Here is a 22591-nt window from a genome sequence, read left to right as displayed (position 1 = left end):
CAGGCGTAGGCTGTCTCGGGTGAGTCAGTCTGCTTCTCGAGGCCTCGTGGTCGAATCGGTGCTCGTGCCCGATGCCCCCGAGCTCCTTGATGTTCTCTCTGCACAGGCTCCCCTGCTGTGGCGCCGTCGTAACGATGGCATGGTCGGTCTGGGCATTCTGGAAAAACTCAGCTTCTCCGGCAAGACCCGCATCGCAGATGCGGGGACGGCATGGCATCACATCGCCGAGGAAGCTCAGGTTACTGACCACGTCAACACCGCTGGCAGTGGCCTCATCGCATTTGGCACCTTCGCATTTCGTTCCACTTCTGCGGTGGAGAGTGTGCTTCTTATTCCTCAACTCATCGTGGGACAGCGTGCAGGAACGAACTGGGTCACTCGCATCCGCTTTGCAGATGTCGACGGGGACGTGCTGACCACTGCCACAGCACTCGCTCTGCTGACGGAACAGATGAAGTTTTCAAGCTCTCTTGCTGCAGAGCCATCCGTCCACCTCACTCCCGGTGCACAATCTGAATCAGGTTTTACCGCCGCAGTGAACAAGGCCATCGAACGCATTCGCTCGGGTGAACTGGAAAAGGTTGTTCTCGCACGTGAACTCGAGGGCACGCTGGCCGGGACCAAAGATCTTCGTGGACCCATCCGTCGCTTGGCTGAAAGTTACCCCGACTGCTGGACATTTAGCGTGGATGGACTCTTTGGCTCTAGCCCAGAGACCCTGGTGAGCGTGCATGACCGCAAGGTCTCCGCACGCGTGCTGGCGGGTACTGCTCGACGCGGCAGTGACACCGCAACCGATGTGAGCAATGCCGCAGAGTTGGCTTCGAGCCATAAGGATCTCGACGAGCATGGCTTTGCCACTCGCTCGGTCGTCAACGCCCTCACCCCCTATGCCGAGCAGCTCACCGTGAGTGAAGCTCCCTTTACTCTCAAGCTGCCGAACCTCTGGCACCTCGCGACCGACATCGTCGGCACTTTGGCCTCGGGATCGACGGCGCTGGACCTGGTAGCTGCCCTGCACCCCACTGCAGCCGTCGCCGGAACTCCGACCGTGACAGCGGTGGAGGTCATTGATGCGTTGGAGCCATTTGACCGAGGTCGCTATGCCGGCCCCGTGGGCTGGATCGGCGCAGACGGCGATGGCGAATGGGCCATCGCACTGCGCTGCGCCCAGCTGTCCGGCGCAACCGTCACGGCATATGCCGGATGTGGAATAGTTTCTGATTCCATTCCAGAAACGGAATTGATTGAGACGGAAATGAAGTTCCGTCCCATCATTGACGCCTTGAGCTAGCGTTCGAGCTTCACTTCAACGAGCTCTGGGCCTTCCCCCGCAGCCGTTAATGCCCGCTCCAGTTCGCTTACGGTGGTGACCGAGACATAGCTCCAGCCATAGGCCCGAGCGAGCGATTCAAAGTCAACGGACTGGGGCGTAAGAAAAGCACGGTCCATGTTTTCTGCAGAGGCACTCTGACCCACCTCGAGTGAATCAAAGATTGTTCCGCCGCAATCGTTACCCACAATCACCTGGACTCGAGGACGATGTTCCTGAGTGCCGAACAGCAGAGAGCCGGCATCATGCAGTGCGGCTAGATCGCCCACGACCACACGGGTCAAGGCGTTTTCTGCGGCGAGGGCTATACCGATTCCCGTCGCAATGTTTCCATCAATCCCGGCCAAACCGCGGTTGGCGTGAACGGTTATCTTCTTCCCAGCAACAACTTTGTCTGCCACACGAATCAGCCTGGACGCAGCAAAGACGAGGCGGTCGTGGGGCCACGTTGCTCGCCAGACGGCGTCGACCAGAAGCTGCCTGTTCAACGGAACCCGTGCTGCCGCGAGCTCTGCAGCAAGGAATGCTTTCTTGTCTTCCATGCTTTCGGAGCGTGACGCTGACACGTTCGGAGCGGTGGCCAGGGCAGCATCAAGATATTCAGACTCTTGGACGGCTGCATGTGTGCGTCCGGCAGTAATCCACTGACCGAGCCATGCCCTTTCGGTTTCACCCGGTTCGACCGTCACCTCGTTGACGAACGCACTGACGTTGTGCCCGGGGTTGTAGCCCTCTGGGGCCTGGCCCCGCACAACGATGGTTTGAATGCCGCTGGCCACATCACCGATGAGGGCGGGAATCTCTCGGCTCAGGGTGGGATGCCCAAACACCACAATGCGCTCAATGCCCGAAGTCAGTTCTGTGTCCGTCAGCACCGCGCGATAGGCAGCAACGAGATTGCGGCCGTAGCGGGATCCACTCGTGATCTCTGCGATAAGCGGCCAGCCACCTTCGTGGGCGACCTCTTCAGCCCGTGGACCAGCGTCTGCACCGGCAATCACCAGAGTTCGTGGACCGCGCTCCAGCACAAGTTCAATGGCAGGTTCATGAGCCTGTACATCAGAGGTTTTCTGCTGCACCGCACGAAGAGGAAGAGTGCTGGACAGCGGTTCCCTGAAACCAACGTTGATGTGAACAGGGCCTGGTGCATAAAAGTCTGTCGCCGCTCTCCAGGCCTGAGCCGATAACTCTTCAGCCCGTCGAAGAGCAGTCGCGCCCGGAGCCGGAGCGGGCTCGTCGATACTCAGCCGAACAGCAGGTCCAAAAATGTCGTGTTGGTGAGTAGTTTGATTGCTGCCAATTTCGCGCAGTTCTTCTGGACGATCCGCCGTCACCACAATCATGGGAACACCAGCATGGTGAGCTTCCAGCACTGCGGGGTGCAGATTCGCCACGGCTGAACCAGAAGTTGTGATCACGACGGCGGGAGTCTTTGACTCGACGGCTAATCCGAGTGCAACGAACCCGGCAACACGTTCATCAATACGGACGTGAAGTTGAACATCACCGCGGCGTTCGAGTTCTGCTGCTGCAAGGGCCAGTGCTTGAGAGCGGGCACCCGGTGACAAAACAATGTGTCGAACACCACGTTCGACCAGGGAAACCAAAAACTCGCCTGCAAAAACGGAGGCGGGTGCTGGTTCAGCCATTGTTATCTCCCGGTGGAGGGAAATTCAGGCCTCGTAAAAAGTCTGGATCGTCATCTGGCGCCACGCCTCGTCGACCTTTGCCCCCGGTTCCCTTGCGTCCTCGGCCGACCAGCAGCCAGAGAATTGCGCCGATACCCGGAAGAATCAGAATCAGGAAAACCCAGACGCCCTTAGGCACACCTCTGACCCGAAAGCGATCGATGAGGATGGCATCGACCAACGCAAACACAGTCAGTGCGATGAGCAGTGCAATTCCAACGATGGCGAAGCGGGTCATAATGCTTCCAGTCTAGGTTGGCCAGCTGAATGGTCCCAGCTCTGCGCACTTAGACTTGAAGGGTGAAGAAATCAACCTGGATCTGGTTCAGCCTGATGCGTTTGGCCGCTTTCGCCATTCCTCTGGTCATCATGCTGTTGCTCGGAATGATTCCATGGCTTGCCGCACTTCTCGCAGCCATCATCGGTCTGTGTGTGTCCTACATCTTCTTCGCCCGCACGCGCAATGCACTGTCGCAGTCGCTTTATGAGAATCGCAAGACCAAACGCATCTCAACTCAGCAGGCAGACGAAGCCGCAGAAGATGAAGCTGTCGATAACTCTCTAGCTAAAGAAACCCCAGGCAACGCCTAAGCCATAGACCAGTCCGGTGAAGCTGGACAGCTTCAACGCGAGGATGTATTCCTTCGGGGTCTTTGCCGTGAACGTAATCAGAACCGCAGGCACTGCCAAGAGTAGGCCGAAGAGCGTGACAAACATGACGCTATAGAACATGGCCAAATAGATCACGATCACAAATGGCACCAGCATCAAAAGAGCGAAAAGCACGGCAGAGGGTGTGCGCCCCATGCGAACCGCGAGAGTCTTCTTACCGGCCTGAGTATCCGTCTGAATATCGCGAATGTTATTCACGACAAGAACAGCACAGGCAATCAAGCCGATGCCAATTCCACCCAGCAGGCTTTCCTGACTGAAGGTCCCGGTTTGAACATAGGTTGTTCCCACAGTCGCAACCAAGCCGAAGAAGATGAACACCATCACTTCACCCAGGCCTGCATAACCATAGGGACGTTTTCCACCGGTGTAGTACCAGGCAGCAACAATTGCGACGGCTCCCACAATCAGGAACCACCACATTCCGGTGAGCACCACAATCGCCAGGCCTGCCAGCGCAGAAAGGCCAAAGAAGGCAAATGCGACAGCCAGCACACGTCTGGGGTGTGCAGCTCCTGAACCGGTCAGCCGGGCAGGTCCCACCCGGAAATCATCGGTTCCCCGAATCCCGTCCGAATAATCGTTGGAGTAGTTGACCCCAATTTGCAAAGCCAGAGCAACAAGCAAACACAGCACCGCAATCGGGGCATTGAACTGATCCGAGACAGCTGCAGCTCCAGACCCGATGGCCACAGGAGCAAAAGCCAAGGGCAGTGTGCGCAGACGTGCGCCGTCAATCCAGTCACGTGCAGTGGCGTTGTTCGCGGCAGCGCTACGAGGAGAAGTGGACTTACTCATAGAGCGAGCCTACTTCTGACCAGCTGCGTAGTCAGCCAGTGCAACCAGGTCTGGCTTGCCTGAACTCAGGCGAGGAATCTCAGACATAAAGCACACCGTTTTAGGTGCCGCCACACGTCCAAGTTCAGCCACGATGGTGTCGTAGACCTCCCCACGAAGTGCATCTTGCTGTTCACTGGAGAACTCCCCGGGCACGACAACAGCTGGCCTCACACCCCATTCCGAATCTGGAATATGTATTACTAAAGCCCCGAAACAGTCGGAAATACGCCGAACTGAGGCTTCCACCGCGTCGAGATCTACTTTCAATCCGCCGGAAATAATGACCCGGTCGCGACGGCCCAGTACGGTCAGCACGCCGTTATCGAGGACGCCCGCGTCTCCCGTGTGATACCAGATCTTTCCATTCTTGTTTTGGAATGTGTCAGCAGTGCGCTGGTCGTCCAGGAGGTATCCGGTGGCGAGCTGAGGTCCTGAGATCAGGATCTCGCCTGACTCATCAATCTCTACTTCCACACCAGCCAGTGGCACTCCGTTATAGACGCAGCCCCCAGCCGTCTCGCTGGAACCATACGTTTCGAAGACAGTGAAGCCCAGGTCGTGTGCCCGAGAACGCAGGTCTGCCTCGAGGGCCTGGCCACCAATGAGGATGCCGTTGAAGCGTCGGATAACTTCTGTTGCTTCAGGGTCTTCTTCCGCCAACTCAATCACACGGGAGAGCTGCACGGGCACGAGGGCGGTGTAGCGACGCTCCGCGGTGAGTTCTGCTGCGCTCTTCACGAAGGTCCTGGCATCGAAGGGCCCAGACGGCATGAGAACAGGTCCCTGGTCGGCATCGATAGAGCGGACGAGAACTGACATCCCGGCGATGTAGGTCAGTGGCAGGGCGAGCAGCCATTGACCTGGGCCCCCCAGTCGTTCATGTGCCTGAGCAGCACTGGCCCGGAGTGCTGCTGCAGAGAGTGCGACTGATTTGGGAGTCCCGGTAGAGCCCGAGGTTTGAATCACGAGTGCAGTTCCTACTGGAACTTCGGTGATCTCAGCTTCTCCGGCGCCCACAAGTCTGGTCGCTCGGGCATCACGCACCAACACAGCAGGGCCCTCAGCTGTCAGGGCATTCCACAGTGCTTCAAACACCTGGAGCGGTGCTGCAGCATCACAGACGAGAACAGAGTTCACGGGCAGGGCCTAGAAGTGCCAGGGGTAGGGAGACCAGTCAGGTTCGCGCTTTTGCAAGAAAGAATCTCGACCCTCTGCTGCTTCGTCCGTGCCATAGGCCAGACGGGTTGCTTCGCCTGCAAACACCTGCTGGCCCATGATGCCGTCGTCCACAGCGTTGAAGGCGAACTTCAGCATGCGAATAGCAGTAGGAGACTTGGTCAGGATGGTGCGAGCCCAAGCCAGTGCTTCGGTTTCCAGATCAGCATGGTCGACAACCTTGTTCACCGCACCCATTTCGTAGGCGCGCTGTGCACTGTATTCCTCTGCGAGGAAGAACACTTCGCGGGCAATCTTCTGTCCCACCTGGCGAGCAAAGAAGGCGCTGCCATAACCGGCATCAAAAGATCCCACATCAGCGTCGGTCTGCTTGAAGTGTGCATGTTCACGGCTGGCGATACTGAGGTCGCAGACCACGTGCAGCGAGTGACCGCCACCTGCGGCCCAGCCGGGAACAACAGCAATCACCACCTTGGGCATCGTGCGAATCAAGCGCTGCACCTCGAGGATGTGCAGTCGGCCGGTGCCCGTGGTGCCATCGGCGTATTCGTACCCTGCTTTGCCACGGATGCGCTGGTCTCCACCGGAGCAGAAAGCCCAGCCGCCATCCTTGGGGCTTGGGCCATTGCCGGTGATCAAGACCACACCCACCCGGGGGTTCTGGCGTGCATCGTCCAGAGCTCGGTAGAGCTCGTCAACCGTCTGAGGGCGGAATGCGTTGCGCACCTCGGGGCGGTTGAAGGCGATGCGTGCCACTTGCCCCATGACATCGAGGTGGTAGGTAATGTCGGTGAACCCTTCAGAACCGGGTGCGACAACCCACTCGGTGGGGTCAAAAATCTCAGAAACCGCAGATGCCATGCCTCCAGCCTACGCAAGCTGGCCGGTTCAGTGGGAGACTAGGCACGTGCTGCCCGATCTGTCTGAACTGCGTGCCACCGCTCGTGTGGTGAAACTTCCCCTCGGAGTGAAGTTTCGTGGACTGTGGACGCGCGAAATCATGCTCTTCCAGGGCCCGGAAGGCTGGACCGAATTTAGCCCCTTCGTCGAATACGACGACGGCGAGGCGTCGAGCTGGCTGAAGGCTGCACTCGAGTTTGGCTGGGCTCCCGTGCCCGCTCTGCACCGCGACGACATTCAGGTCAATGCCACCGTGCCGGCAGTTGCCTCGGATCAGGTGGCAGAGGTACTGGCACACTTTGACGGTTGTCGCACGGCCAAGATCAAAGTGGCCGAACGCGGCCAGACTCTGGCCGACGATGTCGCCCGGGTGAAGGAAGTTCGCCGCCTGATGGGCCCCGAGGGCCGCATTCGCGTGGACGCCAACGGTGCGTGGAACGTGGACGAAGCCGAACATGCCTTCCACGCCTTCGCTGAGTTCGATCTGGAATACGTCGAGCAGCCGTGTTCTGACCTGAGTGAACTGGCAGAACTGCGTGAGCGCACCCACTACATGGATATCCTCATCGCTGCAGATGAGAGCATACGAAAGGCCGAGGATCCCCTTCTCGTGGCCCAGGCTGTTGCTGCTGATGTCTTAGTACTCAAGGCGCAGCCCCTGGGTGGCATCGGTGCAGTTGTGAACCTCAGTAGCCAGGTTTCTTTGCCCTTGGTGCTCTCCAGTGCACTGGAGTCCTCCGTCGGTATCGCAATGGGACTCTATGCAGCTGCTGCTGTGCCTGAGTTGACTTACGACTGTGGACTCGGAACTGCTGCCCTGTTATCGGCAGATGTCACCACACTGCCTCTCGTGCCCGAGGGGGGACGTATCGCAGTGCAACGTCCACACGTCAGCGAAGACCTTGTGGAGCGCTTCTCAGCAGACCCAGACACCACCGCGTGGTGGATGGAACGGCTGGAGCGCTGCTACGAACTTCTACAGTCCTGAGTAGGCGTGTAAGCCCTTAAAGAAGATGTTCACTACGGTGAAGTTGAATATCACGGCCGCAAAACCAATCATGGCCAGCCAAGCTGAACGCGTACCGCGCCATCCGCGCGTCGAACGCGCGTGGATGTAGCCGGCATAGATGGTCCAGATAATGAAGGTCCATACCTCTTTGGTGTCCCAGCCCCAGTAACGACCCCACGCCTTTTCTGCCCAGATTGCTCCCGCGATAAGGGTGAAGGTCCAGAGCACGAAGCCGATGATGATGAGGCGGTAGGCGTAGTTCTCAAGCTGCGCAGCATCGGGCAAACGCGTGAGGAAGGCCAGCTTGGTCTTCGCACCAGCCGCAGCCGCCGCTTCGCGACGAGACTGCAGCAATTGCATCAGGGACAGGGCAAAGCCCAGAGCAAAGAAACCGGTGGCGAGCGTGGCCACGAAGACATGAATCACGAGCCAGTAGGACTGCAGTGCGGGAGGAAGAGGAACGATCTCGACGTAGTAGCGGGTGGCAGCAAGACCGAGAAGAAGCAGAACGAGCCCGGTGACAAAAGAACCGAGGAACTTCATGTCCCATTTCAGGTTCACAATCAGGAACACGCCAATGATGATCAGAGTTCCGGTCATGGCGAATTCGTACATGTTGGCCCAGGGCACACGAGAAGCAGCCAGGCCACGCATAACCGTGGCAGCGAGCTGGAGTACCCAGCCCAGGACCGTCAGTGCCATCGCGATGCGAGCAAGCTTGCGCTTGGGTGCCGCCAAGGTAACGTCTTTCGATTCCCCCACGGGTGCACCATCGTCACTCGCACCTCGAGCGAGGTCGAGCGTGAAGAGCACAAAGGCGATGGCGTAGAGCGCCATGGCCGAGTACAAGGCCAGTACGGAGTACTGAGAGAGGGCGTCAGTCACGGGACAATCCTACGGTGCGTTCCATCTTGTCTTTCAGGGCATCCACAGCGCCCAGGAGCGTGGGGTCATCTCCGCGCGCAAGACCAGCACATTGCGCTGTGACCGAACCGTCACTGTTTTCAGTGACCGAAACCCACATCCGCCTGCGGGGGATAAACAGGGAGATCAGCAGGCCTGCCAGTGCAGCAAGAGAGAAGAACAACACCCAGCCCTGAGTGGGGTCGCGGTGTATATCGAGGGAGACGAAACGCTTCACGCCGTCGAAGGTGACGGTACCCAGCCCGTTGGGAAGTTCGACGGTCTCACCCACGGAGAACTCGAGAGACTTCTGGGGTGCTTTACGTCCCGCCAGCTTGGTCATATCGGCGGTGTCGAGTGCATAGACAGAACGCGGAATACCTTCGTCAAGACCCAAGTCGCCGGTGTACACGTCTAAGGTCAAGCGAGGATCAATGAGGTCCGGATACATCGAGAAGTAGGCGCCACTGTGGCCTTCGCTCACCGTGGGATAGAAGAAGCCGATGAGGCCCAGCTGTTCCGCTAGTCCGTCTGGAACCTTCACCACACCAAGCGAGGTGAGGTTTTTATCCTGGGGAAGAAAGTTCACTGAGTCAGTAAACACAACATTGCCTTCGGGATCCCGCACGGTGATGGTGGGGGCATAGCCATGGCCCAACAAATACACATCGGTGCCCGCAATGCGCAACGGTTCGTTCACCTTGATGGTGTTCTTTTGTGGGTCTTCACCCTTAACCTGAGTGGTCACCTCGGCCGTGAAATCGGTGGGTTGACCGATGGCGTTGGTGTTCTTTTCCTCATAGGTGGCCGTGAACTTATCCAACGTGATGGTGTACGGCGTCAGAGTGGAACTATTGAAGAATCGGCCCGGGTTGAACGAGTCAAAAGCAATCAAGCTGTTGGTGAAAGCTTGCCCCTCATAAAAGGCGCGCTGACCAGCAAAACCAAATCCACCTCCGAACCCCACGGCGATGAGGACACCGACGAGCGCGAAGTGGAAAACCAGGTTTCCGGTTTCCCGCATGTAACCGCGCTCGGCAGAAACCGAGATGGTGTCACCACGGTCATAGCGAGCAACGCGATAACGATCTGCCTTGAGTGCGGAACGTCCTGCCTCGAGAACTGCTTCTGCGCTGGTTCCCGTCACCGTGAACTCCGCAAAGGCGGGAAGCCGACTCAAGTTGGCTGGAGTGGTGGGTGGCTGTGCCTGAAGTGCTTCAAAGTGGTGCTTGGTGCGTGGCAGCACGCAGCCAATCAACGAGATGAACAACAGGATGTAGATCGCTGAGAACCACGCTGAAGAATAGACATCAAACATCTGGAAGGAATCCAGAATGGGTGCGGTGTCCTTGTGATCTGCGAAGTACTGGCTGACCCCGTTGGGGTCTGAGCTGCGCTGAGGGACGAGCGAGCCCGGCACGGCGGCAATAGCCAGAAGCAACAGCAGCAACAGCGCCGTGCGCATGCTGGTGAGCTGACGCCAGAACCAGCGCAACCACCCGGTGACCCCGAGGTTAGGGTTCACAATGCGGGCATCCTCACGGGAGTCGTAATGATCAGATGGTCGGGACAAAGCTGCCAATCACCGCCTGAAGTTCATAGATCCATGCCGTCCACAGACCTGTCACCATGAGCACACCCATGATGATGAGCAAAATGCCGCCAAAGATGTTGATTGCGCGGATGTGGCGCTTGAGGAAGGCTACCGAACCGGTTGCCCCGCTCAGGCCAAAGGCCAACAGAATAAAGGGAATGCCCAGGCCTACGCAATAAGCCAAGCCGAGCAACGCACCGCGCCAGGGTGACGCGGAGTCCACGCTCAACGACAGAATCGCGGCGAGCGTGGGACCCATGCAGGGAGTCCAGCCGAGGCCAAAGACAATGCCCAATAGAGGGGCACCTGCCAGACCCGTCGCGGGTGTGATCCGCAGTTTGGCGGTGCGCTGAAAGAAACCAAATTGCCCGATGAAGACAAAGCCCATGGCGATGACCACGAAGCCGAGGATCATGGTGATGAGTTCTTGGTACTGAATGAGCCAGCCACCGAGCGCGCCAAAAGCTGCACCGTAGGCAATAAAGACCAGCGAGAAACCGGCAATAAACAAGGCCACCCCGGCCACCACGCGCCACATGTTCTTGCGCTTGGTCACTGCATCACTGGCAGGAGCAGTGACACCACTGACATAGGCCAGGTAGCCAGGGACCAAGGGGAGAACACAGGGTGACGCAAAAGAGATCAACCCGGCAAGAACCGCCAGGGGCACGGCAACCAGAAGTTGCCCGCTATAGACCAGCTCACCAATGTTCATTGTGAGCTCGCGCTCGATTCAGCAGCCACGTCCGTGATGAGGGTGGTGAGAATTGACGGATCCTTGAGCTGACCCAGAATGCGGGCAGCAACCCGGCCCTGTGCATCAAGAACCAGCGTGGTGGGGACAGCGTTGGGGGGAACCTGGGAGGCAAAGGAAAGCTGCGCTTGACCGTCCTGGTCAATGATGCTCGGGTACGTAACGCCGAAGCGTTCGTTGAACGAGATGATTGTTGCTGCCTGATCGCGGACATTCACGCCCAGAAAGTTCGTGCCTTCAACAGCGGTCTCTTGGAACACTGCCTCAAGGTCTGGAGCTTCAGCACGACACGGGGCACAACCGGCATACCAAAAGTTGACCACCAGAACATCACCGAGATAGTCGGCCGACGAGACAGTGTCGCCGTTCTCTGTGGTGCCGGAGAACGTAATGGGTTCGCCGCGGTTCTCGACAGTGATCTCGGTCACAGAGCCATCACCGGCGATGTAATTCTTATTTGAACCTTCACGGTATTGCTCGGCAAGGGGGTCGCTGGCACACCCGGTGAGGGTCAGCGAGAGAGCTGTCACTGCAGCAAGGCCGAATGTGAGGATGCGTGAAGTCATACAGCCCCCACGTCCAGAGCGTGGGCTGTGAGTTCAGCGGCAGGCTCCACATAACCCACCTCCACAAAACCCAGTTCAGGTTTCATCGGGTCGATAAGTTCCAGCGTGGTGATGCTGGAGAGAGAACAGCGTCGTGCACGCGGATCGTGGAACAGGTTCTTCCCGTTGACATCCCGATGAACCATCCAGATGGGCAGCTGATGGCTGACAATAACGACGTCACCGTGGGGAACAGACGTTGCCGCATCCACCATGGCGTCGCGCATGCGGTCAGCGATGGAACGGTAGGGCTCGCCCCAACTGGGGCGGAAAGGATTGAGGAGGTATTTCCAGTTGCCGGGATCTTTGAGGGCCGACTCTGGTCCGCGCATGCGCTTCCCCTCGAACGCGTTGGTGGGTTCCATCACGCGTTCATCGAGATCGAGCGGCAAAGCGAGGGCCTGAATCACCGGGGCAGCGGACTCCTGGGTGCGCTGCAGCGGGGAGGCAATAACCCGGGAATAAGCACGTCCTCGGCCGGCTAAATCAGCTGCAGCAAGGGCAGCCATTTTGTGGCCCGATTCAGACAAACCGTAGTTGGGTAGGCGGCCGTAGAGCACCCGTGACGGGTTCTCGACCTCGCCGTGCCGGACGAGGTGCAACTGCGTGGCAATCATACCTCCCAGTCTACGGAAGCGGTTCCGGTGAATTCGCCGAGAATGGGCCAGTAAACTCGTACCTTGTGACTGAACGCATCGTAATTAAGAACCTGGCAACCCTCTCCGAAGGCCCCGTAACCGTGGCCGGGTGGGTGGACAAAGTCCGTGACCAGAAGAAGGTGCAGTTCGTTGTGCTTCGCGACGAGAGCGGTGCAGCACAGCTGGTCCACCCTCGCGCCGAAGAATCTGACCCCCTGGCGGACATCATCTCCGGCCTGGCAACCGGTTCCTTCATTCGTGTAACTGGTGAACTCAAGATGGACGAGCGTGTCAAGCTCGGCGGTCTCGAGATCAAGCTGGATGGCATCGAGGTTGTCTCCGCCGCCAACCCTGAAACTCCCATCGCTGCCGACAGCGGCATTGACAAGCGCCTCGACTGGCGTTTCATTGACCTGCGCGAAGCACGTAACAACCTCATCTTCCGGGTACAGACCACCCTCGAGCACGCCATGCGCTGCTACTGGATTGACCGCGACTACATCGAGATTCACTCGCCCAAGCTGATGGCAAGCCCTTCCGAGTCGAACGCGGAACTCTTCGAGGTGGACTACTTCGAAGGCAAGGCCTACCTCGCGCAGTCTCCACAGTTCTTCAAGCAGATGGCGCAGTCCGCTGGATTCGGCAAAATCTTCGAGATTGGCCCCGTCTTCCGTGCAGACCCTTCTTTCACGTCTCGTCACGCCACCGAGTTCATCTCGGTGGATGCTGAGATCAGCTGGATCGACAGCCACGAAGACGTGATGACCATGCAGGAAGAGCTTCTCGTTGCAGCGCTGAGCGCTGTCAAGGAAAAGCACGGTGAGGAAATCAAGGAACTCTTCGACGTGGATGTCGTTGTTCCTTCTATTCCTTTCCCTCGCATTCCTCTGGCCGAGGCCAAGAAGATTGTGGCGGAGCGCGGATACGAAGTTCCGCGTAACGATGACGACATGGACCCCGAGGGTGAGCGTCAGATCGCTGCCTACGTGGCAGAGAAGTTTGGCCACGAATTCGTGTTCCTGACCGACTACGCCTCGAGCATTCGTCCCTTCTACCACATGCGTAATGCGGAAGATCAGACCATCACCAACAGCTACGACCTCATCTGGCGCGGGACGGAAATCACCACCGGTGCTCAGCGTGAGCACCGCATCGAGATCCTCGAAGCACAGGCACGCGATAAGGGTCTGGACCCCGCCGAACTCGAGTTCTACCTCGACTTCTTCCGTTACGGCGTGCCCCCACACGGTGGCTTCGGTATGGGTCTGGCACGTGTGCTCATGCTCATGTTGCACCAGCCCAACCTGCGTGAGGTTACGTACCTCTTCCGTGGACCTAACCGTCTCACGCCATAAAACAACGCAGTCCTACGACGAACGCCACCTTCGAGAGGTGGCGTTCGTTGGTTAAGTCGTGAAGAACTAAATGGCACCCAGCTCGGTGAGCTTGGCGTGAAGTTCGCTATCGGAAGGCTCGCACTGGACAACACCGTCGGGGAATGAAATCACGGGGATGTTCTTACGCCCAGCCAATTCAGCGGCCTTATCTGCAGCCTCAGGAACTGCTTCGAGGTCGACATAGTCGTAGTCCACATTGAGTGTGTCGAGCAGTGATTTGGAGCGGCGGCAGTCGCTGCACCACTGGGCGCCGTATAAGGTAATTTTCCCTGTTTGTTCAGTCATGATTTAAGCTTAATCCTTTAGAATCAGGGCTTGGGGAAAAGTTCCCGTGCGGGGCACATTTGTAGCCACGCAACTTCGAAAGGTTTTACACAATGGCTCTGGCTGATTTCATCTGGACTTTCATCATCGCGTTCTTGATCATCGCGTACATCATGATCTTCTTCTCGATCATCACTGACCTCTTCCGCGACCACACCATCGGTGGCTTCGCAAAGGCAATGTGGGTACTGTTCCTCATTGTTGTTCCCTTCCTCGCAGCACTGATCTACCTCATCGCTCGCGGTGGCGGTATGGCTCAGCGCCAGCAGGCTGCAGTTTCCGCTGCAAAGAGTGAGACCGACGCATACATCAAGCAGGTTGCTGGTTCTTCCACTGCTGACGAGATTGCTAAGGCTCAGGCACTCAAGGACTCTGGTGCGATCACCGCAGCTGAGTTCACTGAGCTCAAGAAGAAGGCACTTGCAGGCAAGTAAGTCTGAACGTCAGAAGGGCCCCGGGATTGCTCCCGGGGCCCTTCTTGTTTAACTCTTAGAACTCGTAGTCGACCGCACTGCGTTCGACGCTGTACTTCTTCACAACCTCACCGGCTGCCAGGTGGGCAGGGTGAGCAGCGTAGGCAGCGAGGCCTTCTGCGTCATCGAAGGTTGTGTCCAGCACGACATCACAGTTAGCTCCTACAAAGAGGGCATTCGGGCGAACAGTGATACTGCGCAGGGTGGGAACAACACCCTGGAGGGCTTCGAGTACATCACGCATCTCTTCGGCCTGTTTCAGTTTCTCTGCAGGATCTTGTGCGCCCAACTTCCACATCACAATGTGACGAATACTCATGCCAGCTCCTTCAAAGCCCTCGTGAGACGCTCGGGATCGATGCGCCAATAATTGTGTACTTTGCCATTGATGAGCAGAACAGGGATCTGCTCCCAGTAGGCCTCAAAAAGATCTTCATCATCTTCGATGTTCTTCTTCTCCACCGAAATGGTGAGGGTGTCGAAGTTGGCAATCACCTGGGCCACGACGTCTTCCGCATCATCGCAGAGGTGGCACGCAGGCTTCCCAATCAGGGTGAGGGTAACGTCGGACACCCCTCCAGACTAGAACACCCGCAGACAGCAAAAAGCGCCAGACCTGCTGGTCTGACGCCTTTACGCTGCAAGAAGTAGTGACTACTTCTTATTACGACGCTGGTGACGAGTCTTACGAAGCAACTTACGGTGCTTCTTCTTCGCCATACGCTTGCGGCGCTTCTTGATGACTGAACCCACACGAACCTCACAAAAATTGGGCTAGACCGCGACGATTGCGGTCAGTGATTGGCAAATAATGCCTCGTGGAAGTCTAGCGGATTACTGGCCACTGGTTTTACGGAGCATGGATGCAACCTTGGTGACGGCATCCTTGGTGCTGTTTTGCAGGTCACCCAGTGCCTGCGTGACCTGGTACACCGTGGTGGCCGCCGCACTCCCCACCGTGCCCGCAGCTTGGGTCACGGCGTCGTTTCCGATCAGACGCTCGTGACGTTCGGCGTCATCATCACCGGGGAAGTCGACACTTAAGAAGGGGATAGCCCAGTCTTCAAGTTCCTCCAGTGGAGTGGGGTCGAGGTGGTAGAGACGGTGCTGACCTTCTTCGCGCACGCTCACCAAACCTGCATCACGCAGGACCTTGAGCTGCTTAGATACCGTGGGCTGGCTCAGTCCGGTGCGCGCAACCAACTCCGAGACACTCATCTCGCCTGTGCCGGAAGCAACGCTCTCTAAAAGGATCTGCAACATCTCGCGACGGGTTGCGTCTGCGACTACGTCAAATATGTCAGCCATAGAACTAGGTTATCGCGCTATATGCACCGCGTAGCATAGAGATTGAGAATCAACGCTTGGAGGGGAATATGTCGACAGAACGACGTGTGTCTTTTTTAGCCTCAGTGCGGGAAGGTATTGAAGGCTTCGCGTCACGATCTCCCTCCAGGTTTGCCATACTCGTTTTTGCGTCACTGATTGCCCTCTTCACTGCTTTATTAGCACAGCCCTTCGCGAGCGCATCTGGAACGCCTACAAACTTCGCCGATGCCCTCTTCACAGCCGTCTCTACTATCTGCGTTGCAGGTCTGAGCACCCTTGATATGGCCACGTATTGGTCGCCCCTCGGGAATGCACTCATTTTCACGGGAACCCAAATAGGAGCCTTGGGTGTTCTGACCTTGGCCTCGATTCTGGGCACAATCATTTCCGGCCGTTTGGGGCTGAGAACTCGACTCATTGCCGCCAGTGACACCAATCCCCTCCGCCTACACAGCGGTCCTGTCGCTGAAGGTCAAGCTATCCGCCTGAGTGAAGTCGGTGGCTTGCTCGCCACGGTTGCGTTGAGCCTGATCATCATTGAAACCGTCATCGCGGCGTTGATGCTGCCCAGTGTGCTTGCAGCTGGCTACTCTCTGCCAGACAGCTTGTGGTACAGCTTCTACTACTCAGCGATGGCATTTACGAATACCGGATTTACTCCCAATATTGGGGGGTTGTCACCCTTTGTGACTGACTATTGGTTCCTCACACTCATCATGATTGGTGTGATTTTGGGAAGTGTGGGTTTCCCGGTGATTTATGCTCTCAGCCGCAATCTCCGCAACCCTCGCCGGTGGTCATTGCACGTCAAAATGACACTGTTCACCTGGTCCATCCTCTGGGTGGGAGGCATCGTGGCATACCTCCTCCTCGAGCCTTCAAACTCCCTCGTTTTCACCGGGATGAGCCCCGGAGAGTTGACCTACCAAGCAACGTTCCTTTCAACCATGGCCCGGTCTGGTGGATTCAACATAGTTGATATCTCTCAGCTTGATTCCTCGACGCTGTTATTCACCGACATGCTCATGTTCATTGGTGGTGGTTCTGCCTCGACCGCCGGTGGCATCAAGGTGACAACTTTTGCTGTCCTTATTTTGGCGGCGTTAGCGGAAGCCCGCGGTCGCCAGTCCATCGAAGCATTCCAGAGACGCATTCCGGGTGATGTGTTGCGTCTGGCTGTGAGCGTCGGGTTGTGGGGTGCAACGACCGTCGCAATGGGAACGCTCATCATCAGCGAGTTCACGGATGCACCTTTTGAATACGTGCTCTTCGACGTCATTTCAGGATTTGCCACCGTGGGAATGTCTACTGGTGTAGCTGCCGAGCTCCCCGATCCCGGTGTGTATGTCTTAGCACTCGTGATGTTTATGGGACGCGTCGGTACAGTAACTCTTGCTGCTGCTCTTGCTGCTAATCAGGTGGGTCAGTACTTCACCCGCCCCGAAGAAAGGCCCATCGTTGGTTGATCGCAAAAAGAAAGACAGTGCAGTCCTCGTCATTGGATTAGGCCGGTTTGGTGCCGCGACCGCTGGACAGCTAGACCGCCTCGACCGAGAGGTTCTCGCAGTTGACGCAAACCTTGAGCTCGTGCAGAAATGGTCTGAGCGTGTGACCCACACCGTCCAAGCAGACGTCACCAAGATTGAAGCATTGCAGCAGATAGGCGCCCAAGAGTTTTCTACGGCTGTTGTTGCAGTGGGTTCCTCGATCGAAGCAAGTGTCTTGATCACCGCAAATCTTGTCGACCTCGGTGTGCCCGATATTTGGGCTAAGGCAATCAGCAAATCTCACGGCCAGATTTTGCAACGTATCGGTGCGACCCACGTGATCTACCCTGAGGCCGAGGCTGGCGAGCGCGTCGCTCACTTGCTCTCAGGTCAAATGCTGGACTTCGTTGAACTTGATACAGACTTCGCCATTGTGAAGATGTACCCACCGCTCGCTATCCAGAACAAGACGCTCTCTGAGGCAGCACTTCGACGTGATTACAAGATCACTGTTGTCGGAGCAAAAAAGCCCGGTGGGTCATTCGTGTATTGCACTGCAGAGACGTACATCGAAGCTCGGGATCAAATCATTGTCTCGGGCCACCCGGACGATATAGAGAAATTTGCAGCGCTAGACAAGTAACTACTCGCCGCGCGCCATCTCTTCCGAGCGTGCTATCGCTGCCTGCGTGCCTCTGAGCAGAATTCCTTGGATGTCTGCATCATCAAAAACGGCAATGGCGCGTTCGGTGCTGCCCTTGGGGCTGGTCACCTGGCGGCGGAGTTCTTGAGGGTCCTCTCCGGACTGCTCAAGCAGCTCCACGGCGCCGCGGAAGGTGCCCTGCACCATGCGGGCAGCCTCCTCCGCGCTGAAGCCGTGCTCCCTGGCCACAGCCGTGAGCTTCTCGATCATGTAGAACACGTACGCAGGGCCTGAGCCTGAGACGGAACCCAGGGCATCGATCTTATCTTCGGGTAGGACAATGACCTCCCCGACGGTGCCAAAGAGTGCGCAGATGAGGTCCAACTGCGCAGCAGTCGATCTGCTTCCTGCGGCAATACCGGTCACCGCCAAGCCCACCTTTGCTGGGGTGTTAGGCATGGTGCGAATCACGGAGACGTGTGCAGGCAAGTGTGCTTCCATCGTGGCGGTCGTCACGCCAGCGGCGACGCTGACCACGATGGTGCCGTCAGATAGCGCCGGGGAAATCTCATCGAGCAGGTCGGGCACCATGGCGGGCTTGACGGCAACGAGAACGATGCTGGCCCCGCGCACTGCCTGGAGGTTTGCTTCCGGACTGGTGGCCGTCGCCCAGGCGGTGACGCGAGGCTCGTCATCAAAGCGTGCGGCATTCTCGGCATTCCGATTGGTCACGCGAATGGCGCCGTCTACGTGAACATGGGGGGCGAGGAGTCCGGCCAAAATGGCGCGGGCCATTGAGCCTGCGCCCAGCATCGCGATGGTCGGAAGGGTTACCTGTGTTTTGTCACTCACCTGCTCATTCTAGGATTGGGAGACAAGCAACGAGGGAGATACGACGTGAGTGCATCAGGCGGAAACAAAGCAATCATTGCTGCACTACTGGCGAACCTCGGAATTGCGGCCACCAAATTCATTGCGTGGGGCTTCTCTGGCGCCACCTCACTTCTCGCTGAAGGTGTGCACTCGCTGGCGGACTCAGGTAACCAGCTCTTGCTGTTACTCGGTGGCAAAAAGGCGAAGAAGCGTGCCGACGGCAAGCACCCCTTCGGTTATGGCCGTGAGCGTTTTGTCTATGCCTTTGTGGTGTCGATCATTCTCTTTAGCGTCGGTGGTGTGTTCTCGCTCTATGAGGGCGTGCACAAACTCCAGCACCCTGAGCCCCTAGAAATGTGGTGGCTGCCCATCCTCGTGTTGAGCATTTCGATTGTGCTCGAGAGCTTTTCGCTGCGCACCGCCATCAAGGAATCTAACCCCCTGCGTGGAAAAGCGAGCTGGATTCAGTTCATTCGTCACGCCAAAGCACCGGAGCTTCCTGTGGTTCTGCTGGAGGACGCTGCAGCTTTGGTTGGTCTGGTTCTTGCGTTCCTCGGCGTTGGTCTCACGGTGATTACTGGGGACAGCATGTATGACGCGCTGGGCACAATTGCGATTGGTGTCCTCCTGGTTATCGTCGCCATCATCTTGGGTCTCGAAACGAAGGGCCTCTTGGTGGGTGAAGGTGCCAGCTATGAAGACGTGCAGGACATTGAGAAGGCCATCATCTCGGGCGGAGAAACCGACGGCATCATCCACATGAAGACCCTGTATCTCGGACCGGATGAATTTATGGTGGGCGCGAAACTCGCGTTCCCCGCCGAGCTGCGCTTCTCCGAGGTGGCCACGGCAATCGACACCATCGAGGATCGCATCCGAGACGCCGTTCCCGCCGCCCGCGTGATTTATATCGAACCTGATGTGGCTCGTGTTCCTCACGGTCAAGCAACCAACACGGATGCCGTTGTGATTAAGGGTGTGGACTAACCGAGCTTCTCTCGGAAGAATTCGGTCAGTAACTGACCGCATTCGTCTGCTCTAATTCCTGAAATTACTTCAACCTGGTGGTTGAGTCGGCGATCACGCAGCAGGTCGTAGACCGACCCGGCTGCACCGGCTTTTTCATCGAAAGCGCCATAAACCACGGTCGGAATGCGGGCGGCCAAGATTGCCCCCGCACACATCACGCAGGGTTCGAGCGTGACCACGAGCGTGCAATCTGTCAGGCGCCAGGAGCCAAGCTTCTCGGCCGCTGAACGGATGGCCAACACTTCTGCGTGGCCCAGAGGATCCTGGTCACGTTCTTTGGTGTTACGACCGGTGGCCAACACAGCACCCTGGGGATCAAAGATGACGGCTCCCACAGGAACGTCATCACTGTGCGCACACGCACGCGCCTCCACGAGTGCGAGCTCCATCTGGGCTCGACGTTCGGCAGCGGTGGGGATGGCCATAGTTCCCAAGCATAAACCGCTTATTTGACGGGTTCTTGGTCTTTACGGTTAACTTGTCTTATGACTACTGGCGCTCACAACCTTGGTGCATGCAATGCGATGCCCATGATGAGCTGTGCCTGCCGTCGAATGTGTTGCAGCAACTAAACACGCTCCTTCCACTCGACACTCCACACATCGCCCGTGTTCAGCCGGCTTGATGTTTACGGCACCACAAAGGATTCCCCCCATGTCTACCCCCCACGAACGCCCTATTCCTAAAGGCTTCGCGCTCTATGTTGGCCTCGATGAAATCCAGGCCGCTGAGCGTGGACTCGACCTGGGCAAGGTTGTTGAAGCCCTCAAGAAGCTCACCAACGAACTCGTTCCTGGCACCGAAACCTATGCTGCGGTCGCGCTGGCACCAGCCAGCTCCCGCGGCCGTCAGGTCGACCTCGTGCGGCTGGCTCTGCAAGAACCTTCTGCAGTGGCGAAGTACAGACCTGAGGACGACTTTGAGCCCTCTGACGGGGACGGTGGTGTCGTGGTCGACATCTCTCGCAAGCGTGTGCTCATTGACTACCAGGCCGCACCGCTGACGTTCAAAGAATTTGAACTGCTGCAGTTCCTTGTTGTGCACAAGGGCATGACCATCAGCCGTGAAGAAATCATTCAAGCGCTGTGGCGTGAGGACGATATCGATATCCCCAACGAGCGCACGATCGATGTGCACGTGCGTCGCCTGCGCTCCAAACTTGGCCGATTCGAGGACATTGTTCGTACCGTGCGCGGTGTGGGATATCGCTACGACCAGCACGCTGACGTGACTGTTATGCACGCCGGGACGCCCAGCCCTGATTTGTTCTAGGAAAGTTCACAGGGAATTCTTCTGAGAAATCCTTCCCCACCGTTACCGTTTCGTTATATATTGAACACAACGAAAGCTACTAGCTGTGGTCGCTTCGTACATGTGATTGCAAAACTCTTGGTGTATTACAAGGGCCGGATGGATAACCTCCCTCCGGCCCTTTCCCATTGCCTAGGCTGTAGTCATGAGCACATCTCTCGTCTGGTTACGTGACGACCTCCGCGTGGCCGACAACCCCGCCCTTCTCGCAGCGGTTGATCGAGGCGAACCAGTGGTTGTGGTCTTCATCCTCGACGAGGTCTCGGAGGGCATCCGTCCCTTAGGTGGCGCCACCAAGTGGTGGTTGCATCACAGCCTGGCTGCCATGCAGGACAAGCTCCACCGCCTCGGGGGAGAGCTCATTCTGCGTCAGGGCAAAGCTCCCGACGTCCTGCGTGCTCTGATTCGCGAAACAGACGCGGGGGCGCTCTACTGGAACCGCCGTTACGGCAAACCCGAACGCGACATGGACGCGGCGGTCAAGGAATACGCCAAAGCATCGGGTCTCGATGCACAAAGTTTCCAGGCAAACCTTCTCTTTGAACCCTGGACGGTTCGCACCGGAAATAACACCCCTTATACGGTGTTCACTCCCTTCTGGAAAAGCTGCATCAACCGACCCACCCCTCCCCGGCTCCCTTTGCCAGCACCTACCAAACTTCGTGCTCCGACAGCTCAGCCCGAATCTGACAACCTCGAGTACTGGAATCTCTTGCCTACCCACCCCGATTGGGCGTTGGCGTTCCCCCACCGCTGGACGGTGGGAGAGAACGGAGCACACGCTGCTCTGGAGCTGTTCCTCACCACTCGCCTGACCCGCTATGCCAAGGGCCGCGACTTCCCCGCAGAATATTCCACCAGTGAACTCTCGCCTCACCTGCGCTGGGGTGAAATCAGTCCCTTCCAGGTCTGGCACGCCACCGATCACTACCGCCGGGAACACCCCTCCGCTGAAATCAATACCAATGCTGCCAAATTCATTGCAGAGCTGGGTTGGCGAGAATTCAGTTACCACTTGCTCTATCACTGGCCAGATCTCGCAACCGTGAACTTTGATGGTCGCTTCAACCACTTCCCGTGGGGAGAGGCCGACCCGGAGATACTCGACGCGTGGCAACAAGGTCGCACAGGTATTCCGATGGTGGATGCCGGGATGCGCGAGCTCTGGCAGACCGGCTACATGCACAACCGCGTGCGCATGATTGCTGCCTCATTCCTGATTAAGAACCTGTTAGTGGACTGGCGAATTGGTGAAGCCTGGTTCTGGGACACCTTGGTTGATGCTGACCCAGCCAGCAACGCGGCCTCCTGGCAATGGGTTGCCGGCAGCGGTGCAGATGCAGCACCTTACTTCCGTGTGTTCAACCCCCTGCTACAGGCAGAGAAGTTTGACCCCAAGCATGATTATCTTCAGCGTTACCTCGGTGACTACGAACACCCGCTGCTCAGCGGGTACCCGATGCCGATAATTGACCTGCTCGCCTCGCGCAACCGTGCCCTGGAGGCATTCAAGACTCTCGGAGATATCCCGCGGAGTATTCGACCACCGGTTGTTGATCACTAAGCGTTAACGACCTGTGGCTCCTCCGAAGAAGAGCCACAGGTGAAAATGA

27 protein-coding genes are annotated in these 22591 nt (G+C 57.5%); 10 read left to right on the top strand and 17 right to left on the bottom strand.

What is annotated here, in order from left to right; genetic code table 11:
* Window positions 1-19 precede the first annotated feature (19 nt).
* The gene (locus tag M2119_RS02270; RefSeq protein WP_280803352.1) at window positions 20-1294 is read left to right on the top strand and encodes an isochorismate synthase; all 1275 of its coding nucleotides are present in this window, start codon (window positions 20-22) and stop codon (window positions 1292-1294) included.
* On the opposite strand, the gene menD is transcribed toward M2119_RS02270, so the two are convergent.
* Complete coding sequence (gene menD / locus M2119_RS02265) at window positions 1291-2982, bottom strand: 2-succinyl-5-enolpyruvyl-6-hydroxy-3-cyclohexene-1-carboxylic-acid synthase (protein WP_280803351.1); 1692 nt, start codon at window positions 2980-2982, stop codon at window positions 1291-1293. The two genes, M2119_RS02270 and menD, sit on opposite strands and share 4 nt — an antisense overlap.
* Window positions 2975-3259, bottom strand: coding sequence for a PLDc N-terminal domain-containing protein (locus tag M2119_RS02260; protein ID WP_280803350.1), 285 nt, complete (start codon window positions 3257-3259; stop codon window positions 2975-2977). Before M2119_RS02260 ends, menD begins: the two co-directional genes overlap by 8 nt.
* A 62-nt stretch (window positions 3260-3321) precedes the next feature.
* Here M2119_RS02260 and M2119_RS02255 point away from each other — a divergent pair, with 62 nt between their 5' ends.
* Window positions 3322-3612: a DUF4229 domain-containing protein gene (locus M2119_RS02255; RefSeq protein ID WP_280803349.1), complete on the top strand. Its 291-nt coding sequence runs from the start codon at window positions 3322-3324 to the stop codon at window positions 3610-3612.
* On the opposite strand, the gene M2119_RS02250 is transcribed toward M2119_RS02255, so the two are convergent.
* Genes M2119_RS02250 through M2119_RS02240 form a run of 3 tightly spaced genes read right to left on the bottom strand, consistent with a single transcriptional unit; the run spans window position 3583 to window position 6570 of the window.
* On the bottom strand, window positions 3583-4491 hold the full coding sequence (locus M2119_RS02250) for a 1,4-dihydroxy-2-naphthoate polyprenyltransferase (RefSeq protein WP_280803348.1): 909 nt from the start codon (window positions 4489-4491) through the stop codon (window positions 3583-3585). The genes M2119_RS02255 and M2119_RS02250 overlap by 30 nt on opposite strands.
* Window positions 4492-4500: 9 nt before the next feature.
* Window positions 4501-5670 (bottom strand): AMP-binding protein, encoded by a 1170-nt coding sequence (locus tag M2119_RS02245; RefSeq protein WP_280803347.1) that lies wholly within the window; start codon window positions 5668-5670, stop codon window positions 4501-4503.
* A gap of 9 nt (window positions 5671-5679) precedes the next feature.
* Complete coding sequence (locus M2119_RS02240; RefSeq protein ID WP_280803346.1) at window positions 5680-6570, bottom strand: 1,4-dihydroxy-2-naphthoyl-CoA synthase; 891 nt, start codon at window positions 6568-6570, stop codon at window positions 5680-5682.
* A gap of 46 nt (window positions 6571-6616) precedes the next feature.
* On the opposite strand from M2119_RS02240, the gene M2119_RS02235 reads away from it, so the two are divergent.
* On the top strand, window positions 6617-7597 hold the full coding sequence (locus M2119_RS02235) for an o-succinylbenzoate synthase (RefSeq protein ID WP_280803345.1): 981 nt from the start codon (window positions 6617-6619) through the stop codon (window positions 7595-7597).
* On the opposite strand, the gene ccsB is transcribed toward M2119_RS02235, so the two are convergent.
* From ccsB to M2119_RS02210, 5 genes are read right to left on the bottom strand one after another with little or no spacing between them, the layout of a single operon-like run.
* Entirely contained in the window at window positions 7586-8503 is a 918-nt protein-coding gene (ccsB, locus tag M2119_RS02230; RefSeq protein WP_432418494.1) for a c-type cytochrome biogenesis protein CcsB, read from the bottom strand. The two genes, M2119_RS02235 and ccsB, sit on opposite strands and share 12 nt — an antisense overlap.
* Window positions 8496-10094, bottom strand: coding sequence for a cytochrome c biogenesis protein ResB (gene resB / locus M2119_RS02225; RefSeq protein ID WP_280804438.1), 1599 nt, complete (start codon window positions 10092-10094; stop codon window positions 8496-8498). The genes ccsB and resB overlap by 8 nt, the downstream gene beginning before the upstream one ends.
* Window positions 10078-10830: a cytochrome c biogenesis CcdA family protein gene (locus tag M2119_RS02220; protein ID WP_280803344.1), complete on the bottom strand. Its 753-nt coding sequence runs from the start codon at window positions 10828-10830 to the stop codon at window positions 10078-10080. The genes resB and M2119_RS02220 overlap by 17 nt, the downstream gene beginning before the upstream one ends.
* On the bottom strand, window positions 10827-11435 hold the full coding sequence (locus M2119_RS02215) for a TlpA family protein disulfide reductase (protein WP_280803343.1): 609 nt from the start codon (window positions 11433-11435) through the stop codon (window positions 10827-10829). Before M2119_RS02215 ends, M2119_RS02220 begins: the two co-directional genes overlap by 4 nt.
* Complete coding sequence (locus M2119_RS02210; RefSeq protein WP_280803342.1) at window positions 11432-12091, bottom strand: histidine phosphatase family protein; 660 nt, start codon at window positions 12089-12091, stop codon at window positions 11432-11434. Before M2119_RS02210 ends, M2119_RS02215 begins: the two co-directional genes overlap by 4 nt.
* A 65-nt stretch (window positions 12092-12156) precedes the next feature.
* Here M2119_RS02210 and aspS point away from each other — a divergent pair, with 65 nt between their 5' ends.
* Window positions 12157-13467, top strand: a complete 1311-nt coding sequence (aspS, locus tag M2119_RS02205; RefSeq protein ID WP_280803341.1) for an aspartate--tRNA(Asn) ligase — start codon at window positions 12157-12159, stop codon at window positions 13465-13467.
* 66 nt (window positions 13468-13533) lie between these two features.
* Here the strand turns inward: aspS and M2119_RS02200 are convergent, their stop codons facing one another.
* Entirely contained in the window at window positions 13534-13794 is a 261-nt protein-coding gene (locus M2119_RS02200) for a glutaredoxin family protein (protein ID WP_280803340.1), read from the bottom strand.
* Between the two features lie 92 nt (window positions 13795-13886).
* On the opposite strand from M2119_RS02200, the gene M2119_RS02195 reads away from it, so the two are divergent.
* A complete protein-coding gene (locus M2119_RS02195) occupies window positions 13887-14267 on the top strand; it encodes an SHOCT domain-containing protein (RefSeq protein WP_280803339.1) in 381 nt (126 codons plus the stop codon).
* A 55-nt stretch (window positions 14268-14322) separates the two neighbouring features.
* On the opposite strand, the gene M2119_RS02190 is transcribed toward M2119_RS02195, so the two are convergent.
* The 4 genes from M2119_RS02190 to M2119_RS02175 form a co-directional block, all read right to left on the bottom strand.
* Window positions 14323-14625 (bottom strand): Dabb family protein, encoded by a 303-nt coding sequence (locus tag M2119_RS02190; RefSeq protein WP_280803338.1) that lies wholly within the window; start codon window positions 14623-14625, stop codon window positions 14323-14325.
* Window positions 14622-14879, bottom strand: coding sequence for a glutaredoxin family protein (locus M2119_RS02185; RefSeq protein ID WP_280803337.1), 258 nt, complete (start codon window positions 14877-14879; stop codon window positions 14622-14624). The genes M2119_RS02190 and M2119_RS02185 overlap by 4 nt, the downstream gene beginning before the upstream one ends.
* An 81-nt stretch (window positions 14880-14960) precedes the next feature.
* Entirely contained in the window at window positions 14961-15059 is a 99-nt protein-coding gene (locus M2119_RS02180) for a 30S ribosomal protein bS22 (protein ID WP_003792170.1), read from the bottom strand.
* Window positions 15060-15140: 81 nt separating this feature from the next.
* Window positions 15141-15614: an ArsR/SmtB family transcription factor gene (locus M2119_RS02175; protein WP_280803336.1), complete on the bottom strand. Its 474-nt coding sequence runs from the start codon at window positions 15612-15614 to the stop codon at window positions 15141-15143.
* Window positions 15615-15682: 68 nt separating this feature from the next.
* Here M2119_RS02175 and M2119_RS02170 point away from each other — a divergent pair, with 68 nt between their 5' ends.
* Together M2119_RS02170 and M2119_RS02165 are read left to right on the top strand one after the other, a co-directional pair.
* Window positions 15683-17101, top strand: a complete 1419-nt coding sequence (locus M2119_RS02170) for a TrkH family potassium uptake protein (protein ID WP_280803335.1) — start codon at window positions 15683-15685, stop codon at window positions 17099-17101.
* The gene (locus tag M2119_RS02165) at window positions 17094-17765 is read left to right on the top strand and encodes a potassium channel family protein (protein ID WP_280803334.1); all 672 of its coding nucleotides are present in this window, start codon (window positions 17094-17096) and stop codon (window positions 17763-17765) included. Before M2119_RS02170 ends, M2119_RS02165 begins: the two co-directional genes overlap by 8 nt.
* Here the strand turns inward: M2119_RS02165 and proC are convergent, their stop codons facing one another.
* Entirely contained in the window at window positions 17766-18578 is an 813-nt protein-coding gene (gene proC, locus M2119_RS02160) for a pyrroline-5-carboxylate reductase (RefSeq protein WP_280804437.1), read from the bottom strand.
* 84 nt (window positions 18579-18662) lie between these two features.
* Between proC and M2119_RS02155 the strand changes: the two genes are divergently transcribed.
* Window positions 18663-19625, top strand: coding sequence for a cation diffusion facilitator family transporter (locus M2119_RS02155; RefSeq protein ID WP_280803333.1), 963 nt, complete (start codon window positions 18663-18665; stop codon window positions 19623-19625).
* Here the strand turns inward: M2119_RS02155 and tadA are convergent.
* Window positions 19622-20092, bottom strand: a complete 471-nt coding sequence (tadA, locus tag M2119_RS02150) for a tRNA adenosine(34) deaminase TadA (protein ID WP_280803332.1) — start codon at window positions 20090-20092, stop codon at window positions 19622-19624. The two genes, M2119_RS02155 and tadA, sit on opposite strands and share 4 nt — an antisense overlap.
* A 229-nt stretch (window positions 20093-20321) precedes the next feature.
* On the opposite strand from tadA, the gene M2119_RS02145 reads away from it, so the two are divergent.
* On the top strand, window positions 20322-20939 hold the full coding sequence (locus M2119_RS02145) for a winged helix-turn-helix domain-containing protein (RefSeq protein WP_280803331.1): 618 nt from the start codon (window positions 20322-20324) through the stop codon (window positions 20937-20939).
* 184 nt (window positions 20940-21123) lie between these two features.
* On the top strand, window positions 21124-22542 hold the full coding sequence (locus M2119_RS02140) for a cryptochrome/photolyase family protein (protein WP_280803330.1): 1419 nt from the start codon (window positions 21124-21126) through the stop codon (window positions 22540-22542).
* Window positions 22543-22591 lie beyond the last annotated feature (49 nt).

This window comes from Aurantimicrobium minutum, assembly GCF_029894165.1.
In the GTDB taxonomy this organism is placed as follows: domain Bacteria; phylum Actinomycetota; class Actinomycetes; order Actinomycetales; family Microbacteriaceae; genus Aurantimicrobium; species Aurantimicrobium minutum_A.
This window is presented reverse-complemented; position numbering and strand designations above follow the sequence as displayed.